The sequence below is a fragment of the Neisseria sp. P0021.S007 genome (assembly GCF_051956855.1).
The window spans coordinates 1-567 of the sequence record NZ_JBQCXA010000912.1; the positions used below are offsets into that span (position 1 = coordinate 1).

Below are 567 nucleotides of genomic sequence, written 5' to 3' on the forward strand. Positions count from 1 at the left end.
AAGTAAGGGATGGCGTAAGCTTCGGCTTTTTGGCGTGCGGTGTTGGCATCGCCGCTGTTGAGGATTTTCAGCACTTGAACGGAGTTTTCACGGACTTGGTTGACTGCGTCGGCAGGAGAGGCAAATGCCATGCTGATGCTCAATACGCCGATGCTCAATGCGCTGATGAAGGATGTTTTTTTCATGGGAGTGTCCTGAATATTGGGTTGATATGTGTTTATTGTTCGTTTTGACCGGCAGATTCACTGTCTGCGTTTTTCTCGGCAAAGCTGGTCATGAATTTGCCGATAAGGTTTTCCAAAACCATGGCGGAGCTGGTGACGGTAATGGTGTCGCCTGCCGCCAAAGAATCGGTATCGCCGCCTTGTTGCAGGCCGATGTATTGTTCGCCCAATAGGCCTGAAGTCAGGATTTGTGCGGAAACGTCGCTGCTGAACTGATATTGGCTGTCCAGATTGAGGGCGACTTTTGCCTGATAGGATTTAGGGTCGAGCTGAATGGAGGCAACACGGCCCACCAGTACGCCTGCGGATTTTACCGGAGCGTTGGTTTTCAAGCCGCCGATGT

At 51.3% G+C, this 567-nt stretch carries 1 protein-coding gene and 1 pseudogene; both read right to left on the reverse strand.

Annotated elements, in window-relative coordinates:
• Positions 1–185 (reverse strand): annotated as a pseudogene (locus ACTHUR_RS16675) (MlaC/ttg2D family ABC transporter substrate-binding protein); the annotation flags it as partial.
• A gap of 32 nt (positions 186–217) precedes the next feature.
• On the reverse strand, positions 218–567 hold a 350-nt coding region (gene mlaD / locus ACTHUR_RS16680), incomplete at its 5' end, for an outer membrane lipid asymmetry maintenance protein MlaD (RefSeq protein ID WP_440399801.1).